This window comes from Luteibacter sp. KNZ12-1A (assembly GCF_056755675.1).
Genome location: NZ_JBPGXU010000136.1, coordinates 1 through 9,317 on the forward strand (window position 1 = coordinate 1; position 9,317 = coordinate 9,317).

At 65.1% G+C, this 9,317-nt stretch carries 9 protein-coding genes; 1 reads left to right on the forward strand and 8 read right to left on the reverse strand.

Annotation, left to right across the window (positions count from 1 at the left end; all coding sequences use genetic code 11):
• Positions 1-43 precede the first annotated feature (43 nt).
• Positions 44-1,891 (reverse strand): translational GTPase TypA, encoded by a 1,848-nt coding sequence (typA, locus tag ACR9ZJ_RS17895; protein WP_481280799.1) that lies wholly within the window; start codon positions 1,889-1,891, stop codon positions 44-46.
• A 250-nt stretch (positions 1,892-2,141) separates the two neighbouring features.
• Between typA and ACR9ZJ_RS17900 the strand changes: the two genes are divergently transcribed.
• Positions 2,142-2,714, forward strand: coding sequence for a hypothetical protein (locus ACR9ZJ_RS17900; RefSeq protein WP_481280798.1), 573 nt, complete (start codon positions 2,142-2,144; stop codon positions 2,712-2,714).
• A gap of 48 nt (positions 2,715-2,762) precedes the next feature.
• Here ACR9ZJ_RS17900 and ACR9ZJ_RS17905 read toward each other — a convergent pair whose 3' ends face one another.
• The 7 genes from ACR9ZJ_RS17905 to ACR9ZJ_RS17935 all read right to left on the reverse strand — a co-directional run bounded on the left by ACR9ZJ_RS17905 (position 2,763) and on the right by ACR9ZJ_RS17935 (position 9,041).
• Positions 2,763-4,952 (reverse strand): pilin, encoded by a 2,190-nt coding sequence (locus ACR9ZJ_RS17905; RefSeq protein WP_481288526.1) that lies wholly within the window; start codon positions 4,950-4,952, stop codon positions 2,763-2,765.
• 65 nt (positions 4,953-5,017) lie between these two features.
• On the reverse strand, positions 5,018-6,226 hold the full coding sequence (locus tag ACR9ZJ_RS17910) for a serine hydrolase domain-containing protein (protein WP_481288527.1): 1,209 nt from the start codon (positions 6,224-6,226) through the stop codon (positions 5,018-5,020).
• Positions 6,227-6,289: 63 nt separating this feature from the next.
• Positions 6,290-7,258: a hypothetical protein gene (locus tag ACR9ZJ_RS17915; protein WP_481280795.1), complete on the reverse strand. Its 969-nt coding sequence runs from the start codon at positions 7,256-7,258 to the stop codon at positions 6,290-6,292.
• Positions 7,255-8,112, reverse strand: a complete 858-nt coding sequence (locus ACR9ZJ_RS17920; protein WP_481280794.1) for an ABC transporter ATP-binding protein — start codon at positions 8,110-8,112, stop codon at positions 7,255-7,257. The genes ACR9ZJ_RS17915 and ACR9ZJ_RS17920 overlap by 4 nt, the downstream gene beginning before the upstream one ends.
• A complete protein-coding gene (locus tag ACR9ZJ_RS17925; protein ID WP_029213371.1) occupies positions 8,109-8,483 on the reverse strand; it encodes a GntR family transcriptional regulator in 375 nt (124 codons plus the stop codon). Before ACR9ZJ_RS17925 ends, ACR9ZJ_RS17920 begins: the two co-directional genes overlap by 4 nt.
• A 5-nt stretch (positions 8,484-8,488) precedes the next feature.
• Entirely contained in the window at positions 8,489-8,824 is a 336-nt protein-coding gene (locus tag ACR9ZJ_RS17930) for a protein-tyrosine phosphatase family protein (RefSeq protein WP_429197323.1), read from the reverse strand.
• A 34-nt stretch (positions 8,825-8,858) separates the two neighbouring features.
• A complete protein-coding gene (locus ACR9ZJ_RS17935) occupies positions 8,859-9,041 on the reverse strand; it encodes a hypothetical protein (protein ID WP_306847627.1) in 183 nt (60 codons plus the stop codon).
• Positions 9,042-9,317 lie beyond the last annotated feature (276 nt).

A 9,317-nucleotide genomic window follows, 5' to 3' on the forward strand; every position in this document is an offset into this window, starting at 1 on the left:
AGATGTGTATAAGAGACAGCTTCAACACCTGCGGAGCAAGCGGTCAGCCGCCGCGCGATGCCTTCTTGCGGTCGTTTTCCGTCAGGTGCTTCTTGCGCATGCGGATTTCCTTCGGCGTCACCTCGACGAGCTCGTCGTCGTCGATGAAGTCGAGCGCCTGCTCCAGCGTGAACTTCGTGGCCGGGGTCAGCTGGATGGCGTCGTCCTTGCCCGATGCGCGCATGTTGGTCAGCGGCTTCGGCTTGATCGCGTTGACCGTGAGGTCGTTGTCCTTCGCATGGATGCCGATCAGCTGGCCTTCGTACACGGAATCACCCTCGGCGGCGAACAGCTTGCCGCGCTCCTGGAGGGGGCCGAGCGAGTAGGCCGGGGTGGTGCCGGCGGCGTTCGCGATCATGACGCCGTTCTGGCGCTTCGCGATCGGGGCCGGCGTGTACGGACCGTAGTGGTCGAACACGTGGAACAGCAGGCCGCTACCCTGGGTCAGGGTCTTGAACTGGTTCTGGAAGCCGATGAGGCCACGCGCCGGGATCAGGTACTCCAGGCGCACGCGGCCCTTGCCATCCGACACCATGTTCTTGAGGTCGCCCTTGCGGATGCCCAGGCGCTCCATGACGCCACCCTGGTGGACTTCCTCGATGTCGACCACCAGCTGCTCGATCGGCTCCATCTTCTGGCCGTCGATTTCCTTGATGATGACTTCCGGACGCGACACGGCGAGCTCGTAGCCCTCGCGGCGCATGTTTTCGATGAGCACGGAGAGATGCAGTTCGCCGCGGCCCGAGACCAGGAACTTGTCGGCATCGGAACCGTCTTCCACGCGGAGGGCGACGTTGTGCACCTTCTCGCGGTCGAGGCGCTCGCGCAGCTGGCGGCTGGTCAGGAACTTGCCGCCGGAGAGATCCTTGTGGCCGACGAAGGGCGAATTGTTGACCTGGAAGGTCATGCTGATCATCGGTTCGTCGACGCTCAGCGCCGGCAGCGCTTCCGGCACGTCGGGCGAGGTGACCGTATCGGAAATGGTCAGGTCGGGAATACCCGAGATGGCGACGATGTCACCCGCCTCGGCGGAATCCTGTTCGATGCGCTCGAGACCGAGGAAGCCGAGCACCTGCACGATCTTGCCCTGGCGCTTCTTGCCATGGCGGTCGATCACGGCGACCGGCATGCCCTTGCGCAGGGTACCGCGCTGGATGCGGCCGATGCCGATGACGCCGACGAAGTTGTTGTAGTCCAGCTGGCTGATGCGCATCTGGAACGGGCCGTCAGGATCGACGTCCGGCTTCGGCGCATGCTGCATGATCGCTTCGTACAGCGGGGTCATGTCGCCTTCGCGGGCGTTCTCGTCGAGCGAGGCGTAACCGTTCAGCGCCGACGCGTAGACGATGGGGAATTCCATCTGCTCGTCGTTGGCACCGAGCTTTTCGAAGAGGTCCCAAACCTGTTCGACCACCCATTCCGGACGAGCGCCCGGGCGGTCGACCTTGTTGACGACGACGATCGGGCGGAAGCCCATCGCGAAGGCCTTCTGCGTGACGAAACGGGTCTGCGGCATCGGGCCGTCCATCGCGTCGACGAGGATCAACACCGTGTCGACCATCGACAGCACGCGCTCGACCTCGCCACCGAAGTCGGCGTGTCCCGGGGTGTCGACGATGTTGATGCGGTTCTTGACGCCCTTCTTCTTGTCTTCCCAGGTGATCGCGGTGTTCTTGGCGAGGATCGTGATGCCACGTTCCTTTTCCTGGTCGTTCGAATCCATGACGCGCTCGGCCAGCACGGTGCGCTCGTTGAGCGTGCCCGACTGCTTCAGAAGCTGATCGACGAGGGTGGTCTTGCCATGGTCGACGTGAGCGACGATGGCGATATTGCGCAGGTTTTCGATCGACATGCGTTATGCGCCGGCAATGGGCCGGATCGCCTCTTTGGTTTGGGAAGCCGCCGATTATAAAGGAAAAGCGTGGCGTCCGCATGACCGGCGGATACGGCCCCCGGGCGGGGCCATTCAGGGCAATCCCCTACGGCCCGCTCCGAGATTGGCCTACATTTTCAGAATTCTTCTATATGAGATTCGCGGACAGATCGCCAGCATGGCGTGGCCCATCCGGGCGCGTTCATATAATTAAATAAAGTGAGGTTCCATGATTTCCGTTCGTCATATCGCCGCTGGCTGCGTCCTCGCCCTCGTCACCACCTCGGCATCCGCCGGTAACGGCCCGTTTGGATCGGCGCTGACCATCAAGGGCGGCGTTTCGACGACTTCTGTCGAGAATTTCGAGGCTGTCCCCGTGGGTGAAATGCCCGCCGCAGGGCTCGATCTGCCGTCGATCACGGTCCGTTACGCGGGTGGGGCCGCCTCCGGCGTGCAAAATGGCAATTCGCCCAACGACTGCCCGCAACTGGTGGCCGATGGTTACGCCCTCGGCCCGGTCGAGAAGGCGGAGCCTTACGACATCGTGATCAATTTCAAGGAAGCGCCCACGGACCTCGGGATCGGCCTTTGCGGCTCGCCGTTTCCCCCGTCCAAGGACACCACGGTCGAGATCTTTGCCGCCGACGGCAGGAGCTTGCAGTCCACCACGTTCGCCGCCGGCCGGATCTTCGCCGAGCGCGTGACGTATAGCGGCAGCACGCCGGCCGGATATGCCGTCATCCATGCTGGCGGTCACGTATACGTCGATAACATCCTCACGGGGCAGCCCGTCAAGCACTAAGTCCAGCTAGCGAATCGGGCGGCCGCCGCGAAGCGGCCGCCCATGCCGTCAGGGCAGCAGTGGCTCGTCCCGGCAGCTCGCCGGCAGGTATTTCGCGTCCACTCCCTCGCCGGAGCAGCCCCACGAGACCGTATGCCCCTCGACCCGCGGCGTGAGCACCAGCGTGGCGGAATCCAGCCGCGCGTCGGTCTTGTGCGGCGGCGTGGCGTCCATGGTGACGACGATCTCGCCACCGGGACCCACTTCGACCGACCCCGCGTAATCGTTGCCCAGGCTTTCCGGCGCACCGAGGCCGGCGGCCTTGTTGCTGGCCGGGAACTTGCCCGTGCTCTGGCGGTGCTCAGCCACCGCGACTTTCACGGTATCCGCGGCGGCGAGCGCCCCGCTGACCTGGCTGCGCAGCGTGTAGTTCTGGTACTGCGGCACGGCGATGGCCGCCATGATGGCCGTGCCGGCCACGATACCCATGCCGCCCACCGAACCGACCAGCTCGACCGGGCTCTGCTCGTAGGTGAACGAGATCGCGAGTGTTTCCGGATCGACCTCCACCGCCGCGCCGATCACGCCCTTCTCCGGGAGGTTCAGGGTATGCGCGGAAGGCAGGCGGCTGATATCCACGTCCGCCCCCGAGGCGGCACCGAGGAACTGCAGGATCTGCAGGTAGCTGTAATAGGCCTCGCGTTGGGCATCGCGGCTGGTGGCGGTATAGCCGATGAGGGTCCGGTCACCGGGGTAGGCGCGCGCCTTGAACCAGTCCTCGAGTGAGGTCTCCGGTTTTGCCGCGGCACGGTCGGCCAGTGCCTGCGGCACCTTCGCCATGACGATCCAGTCGCCGTCCTCGACCCAGTACGAGCGGCCACCGAGGCGGCCGGTGAGGGCCAGCAGCGGCTTCAACGAGGGATCGGCATCGGCCGGCACGTCCTCCGTGCCCGGACCCGGCATGTACAGCCAGTGCACCTCGGTGCCGTCGACCGTCGATACGCCGGTCTTCCATCCCTTGCCCGCCAGGGCGTCGATCCGTGCGTACCAGTCCTTGCGGTCGGGTGTGCGCATGGCGAAGAACAGGCCCGCGTCGTCGGAGAACACGAGGAATTCCGGTCCGAACCAGCGGAACCAGTCGGCGGGCTCGGCACCGTAGCGGTCCTTGATCTTCGCCACGCCGGCGCGATAGTTCTTCGCGGCGTCCTGGCCGAAGTCGAGGTTGAGGTTGTCCTCGAAGGTCTTGTACGCCTTGGCATCCGGCAGTGACAGCGTCATCGCCCAGCGCGGCTCGCCGGCCGCTTTCAGGTCGGGCGCGAAGGCGTGCGGTGCGAGGTACTGGAGCAGGCGGGCCTGCGGCGCATGCGCGATGACCCGGAACTGGGCGCGTCCGTCGACCGTGCCACCGCCGAATGCGATGGCGTCCGCCTTCGAGGCGAAGTCGGCAGGCAGTTTGCCAAACGGGGAATCGCCGGCCTGCGCCGCGGCGACACCGCCGACACCGCGCACGCTGACCCACCCGAACAGGCCTTCGCCGGAGGTATCGATACGCTGTTCCAGCGTGCCCAGGGTGGCGGGTGCCGCGGCCGGCGTGGACTTGCCGATGGTGGCGATCACTTCGTCGAGTTTTGTCTTGTCGCTCGGTTCCTGCGCCGACTGGGTCACCCACAGGCGGCGTTCGGCGACGACGTAGCGGATGGCTCCCCCGCCGGTGAGTTGACCGTTGCCTTGCGCGTCCAGCGGCGCGGCGAGTAGCGGCGAGGTCGTGCCCAGCGAAGCGGCGCGTGCGTTGAACGCCTCGATCGAAGGGACATCGAGCAAGGCGGTGAGGACCACGCGGGAGGTGGGCGCCGGGATGCCGACGGGATCGATCAATGCGGCTTCCACCGGCGAGCGCAGGTCGCCCAGCAGGAGGTTCACGACGGGCGCGAGCTTGAGATCCGCGAGCACCTTGTCCTTGGCCATGCCTTCGCGAATGCGCGCGACGGTGTCGAGGTGGGCCTTGGACGAGAGGGCAGCATCGAGGGGGCGTCCGTTGGGTACGCCTCCGATCGCCGCCCAGGGCGACGGAATGCGCAGGTAGGCCACGGTCTGCGCGGGCAGGTGCTGGCGCAGCCAGGCTGGCGAGGCGATGGCCGCCTGGGCGGCGGCGACGGCTTTCGGGTCCGCGGCGGGTGTTTCGTCTTTCTTGTGGCAGGCGGCGAGGCCGAGCGCCGCGACGATGGCGGCGGACAGCAGGACGGTACGACGGGCAATCATTGCTCTATCCCCTTGGTGTCATCCGGCTCCTGCCGGGCGGCGAAGAGGATAGCAGCGCCTCCGCCTCATATCGCGCATGCAGGATGCCGATCCGGCACGACCGGTTCCGCGCGGAGCTCCGGCCGGTCGTAGGGGATATAGCTGTTCCAGTACCAGGGAAAGCAGGTCTTTCCCAGGACGTCGTCCAGCAGGTAAGCGAAGATCGATTCACCGCGCGAGCTGTTGCTCATCAAGAGCACGCAGGTCTTCGACCGTTCCAGGCAGACGAACAGGTTGTTGGTGCCGTCGTCGTGGCCTTCCTTGAAGAACGCCGGGCCACGCGGTGACTCGAACGTCCCCACGCCGATGGCGTAACCCAGCGAAATCGAATCGTTGTCGTGGCTGTCCGCCAGTCCGATGGTAGGGAATTGCCGCACGGAGCGGATGCGCACCACGGGCTTCAACCAGGTGCGGTACGTGGCTGCCTTCAGGCCGTCGCCGCGCGACATGGCCGCAAGCAGGCGTGCGTAGTCGGTGATCGTCGTATCCATCGAACCGGCGGCGCGGACCGATTCACGCTTCTTGTGCCCGAGCGGCTTGCCCTCTTCGTCGTATCCGATGGCGAGGTTTCCCGCGAAGTCGTCGCGCCAGGTCATGCTGGTGCGGGTCATTCCGTAGCGCTCGAAGAGGCGGTTCTTCATGAGGGTGTCGACGTCGATCGACTTGCCGTTCTCCAGCACGAACTGCATCAGGTTGATGCCTTCGCCCGAGTAGCCGAAGCGGGTGCCCGGATCGAAATAGAAGGAAAGCTTCCCGTTGGGGTCGTAGTCCTTGCCGGGCTGCCAGAAGCGGAAGTTGGGAAAGCCCGTGCGATGGCTGAGCAGGATGGATGGCGTGAGCCGGCGCCAACGCTCGTCGCCGGCCAGATCGGCGTACTTCGGATAGTCAGGGAGGGGCTTGGGCAGGTCGTCGGCGATGCTGGCGTCCAGTTTCAGCGTGCCCGCGTCGACCAGCGACATGGTCGCGTAGGCGAACGCCGCCTTGGTGAGCGACGCGGCGTACATGACGGTGTCGGTGGTCAGCGGGAGTCCCTGCTCGACATCGCGCTGGCCGTAGGCCTTCACGGAGACGACCTTGCCATCCTCGACGATGGCTACCGCCAATCCCGGTACCTTCGCCTCCTTCATGAGGAAAGCGATGCGTTGGTCGAGTGCCGTGCCGCGAAGCGGCTTGTCGGCGGCCGCGGCTGGCAGGGCGAGCAACAGACAGGAAAACAGAAGACCGGTACGAAACATGGCGACTTCTCCCCGTTCAATAAGAAGACGGCTCCCGGAGGAGCCGTCGCGATTGTCATGCCATCAGCTGTCGTCGCGCCAGCGGCGGAACCAGACGGCACCGGCGATCATCGCCACGCCTGCCGCGGCACCGATCCAGAGGGACGGGCTGGCCAGCGCGCTGTAGTGGTAGGACAGGTCCAGGGCCTCCAGCACCGCGGCGGGATCGTCGTGGCTCGGCACCACCAGCGGAGAAGCGTTACCGATCCAGCCACCCGGGATCAGGCTACCCAGCATGCGGCCGACCACGTTCTTCCAGAACCAGCCGCTCGACAGTCCCGCGATACCCATGAGGCCGAACCAGGAGACGATGACACCGGCGCCGACGGGCAGGGCGATCGCCCAGAGGAAGGGCTTGCCGCGTGCCCAGGACGAGCAGAGCAGGAGCCAGCCGATCGTGGGCAGCGCCCAGACGGCGTACAGCGGGATCAGCAGCACCAGGTTGAGCACGACCCGGAACGGATGCGCTTCCATCAGCAGGCTCCACACCCCGATACCGTGCATCGTCGCCACGATGGCCACCAGGACGGCCAGGGCCAGCCCGACGACCACGCCGACCACCACCGCGATCGCGGGAGCGAGCAGGATGGCGCTGACGACCTTGGACAAAACCGTCGAGGTATCGGACAGCGGCAGGGATTTCCAGAACAGCACGCTGCGGTCGCGGCGGTCATCGTAGAGCGCACCGAGGCAGTAGAAGAACACGACGATCGCGGTGACGGCCAGGACGATGCCGGCGATGGCGTAGAGCATGACGTCGATGCCGGCGCCCGCGTTGTGCAGGTCTTCCGGGGAGATGTTGCTGCCCTGGAAGTGCAGGTCGCCGTTGTACTTGAAACCGCCCCAGTTGGACCGGCGGCCGAACACCTCGCCGAGGATGATGCCCATGGTGTTGAGTACCAGGAACACGATGCCGGTGACCACGGGGGCCCAGAAGAAGCCGCCCTTGTGTTCCCAGAACTCGCGCTTGACCAGCCAGTAGAAGGTTTTCATGCGTAGGTGCCCTTCATGGTGGCGACGAAGAGGTCGCCGATCGACGGCCGCCGTACCTCGCCCAGCTGTTCCAGCTGCGGGCGGCTGACGTTGTCGAAGAGGAAAATGCTCTTGCCGAAAACCTGGCGTTCGTCCAGCGGCTTCAGTTGGCGTGCCGCCGCGGCGAACTCGGCGCCGACCAGCACTTCGGCGAAACGGTCGCCCAGGCTGTCCATGTCGGTGTCGAGCACGATCTTGCCGTCGCGGATGAACATGAGGTCGGTGAGGATGTGTTCGATCTCCTCCACCTGGTGCGTCGTGACCAGGATGGTCTTCTCCTCGTCGAAATAGTCTTCGAGCAAGGACTGGTAGAACTGCTTGCGGTAGAGGATGTCCAGGCCCAGCGTCGGTTCGTCCAGTACCAGCAGCCTCGCATCGATCGACATCACCAGGGCGAGGTGCAATTGCACGATCATGCCCTTGGAAAGCTGCTTCACCTTCTGTCCTGGCTGCAGCTTCGTGCGGGCCAGGAAGGCATCGCACTTGGCGCGGTCGAAGCGCGGATGGGTGTTTGCGACGAAATCGACCGCATCGCGCACCTTCAGCCAGCGCGGCAGCACGGCCACATCGGCGATGAAGCAGACCTGCTCCATCAGCTTGTCGCGATCCTTGCGCGGGTCGAGGCCGAGGACGTTGAGCTGGCCGTCGAACGTGGTCAAGCCCAGGATGGCCTTCAACGCCGTGGTCTTGCCGGCGCCGTTCGGTCCGATCAGGCCGACGATGCGGCCCGAACCGATCTGGAACGTGGCGCCGTCCAGGGCCAGCGACGACTTGTAGCGCTTGGTCAGGCCAGTGGCGGTAACGACCGCGGTCATGACGGGTCCTCCGTGGAGCCATTGGCTTCACGCATCAGGGTTTTGAGATCGAGGCCCATGCGCTGCAGGCGGGCGAACAAGGCCGGCCATTCCTCGCGCAGGAAGCGCTCCCTTTCACTCTTGAGCAGCGCGTCGCGCGCCCCATCGATCACGAACATGCCAAGACCCCTCCGTTTCTCAACCAGTTGTTCGTCGACCAGCTCCTGGTACGCCTTGGATACGGTCAGCGGATTGATCTGAAAATCCCCCGCGACCTGGCGTACCGACGGCAGCGGATCGCCTTCGTTCAAGGCGCCGTCCAGGATCATCGCCACCACGCGTTCGCGGAGCTGGCGGTAGATCGGGACGCTGTCGTTCCAGGTGATGGACATGTATGTCATTCCTTCGCCGTGTGGCGCAGTGCGTTGCCGAACGAATAGTAGGGCATGGCCAGCTGCGCACCGATGAGCGCGGCGGCACGGTCTTCGGCGCTGCGCTTCAGTGCGGCCGCGGCCGAATCGAGTGTGGCCTCGCCCAGGAGCATGGCCTCGCGCACATCGGCGTCGGTGGGCCGCACTTCGAGAGAGGGCAGGTCGACGACATGGATGCCGTTGACGAAGTGCGGCGCGGCGAGCATCGCGGCGGCGCGGTCATCGAAGGAGCGCATGGCGAACACGCTGGTGCCGGCAATCAGGATGGAAGCGGTCAAGGCGATGAGGTTCGGCGCTTTCATGGGACGACTCCGATGACTTGTTGCTGGACTCGGGTTAGAGGGAGGCGACGTTCGCGCCGGCGTCGGCGTAGACGACGATGGGGGCGAGGTCGGTGACCTTGGCGCCGTTGATCTCGGTCAGCGGGGCGGCGGTGGTCGAGGTGCTGCTGAAGACGGCCAGGGCGGCGGTGGCGATGGCGAACGAGGCGGCCAGGGCGATGTAGTTGGGGCTTTTCATGGTGCTCTCTCCAGTAGTGGTCTGGGTGACCGGTGTTGTAGTGAACTATAACACCAGATTTTCGGTCGTCAACGGGAATTTCGTTAAATCCCCTATGACTTATGGCCTATGCCGTGAGGCGCTGTGCTGGTGGGGTGCGTCTGTGGCACCCGTTCTGATGCGGGTTTGGCGGGAAAGGTTTAGGCGGCATCAAAGGTTTAGTCGGCAGCGCGGCCGGAAACGAAAGCGGCCCGCCCCCGAAGGACACCGCCACCACCAACACCTCAACCCCCAGCC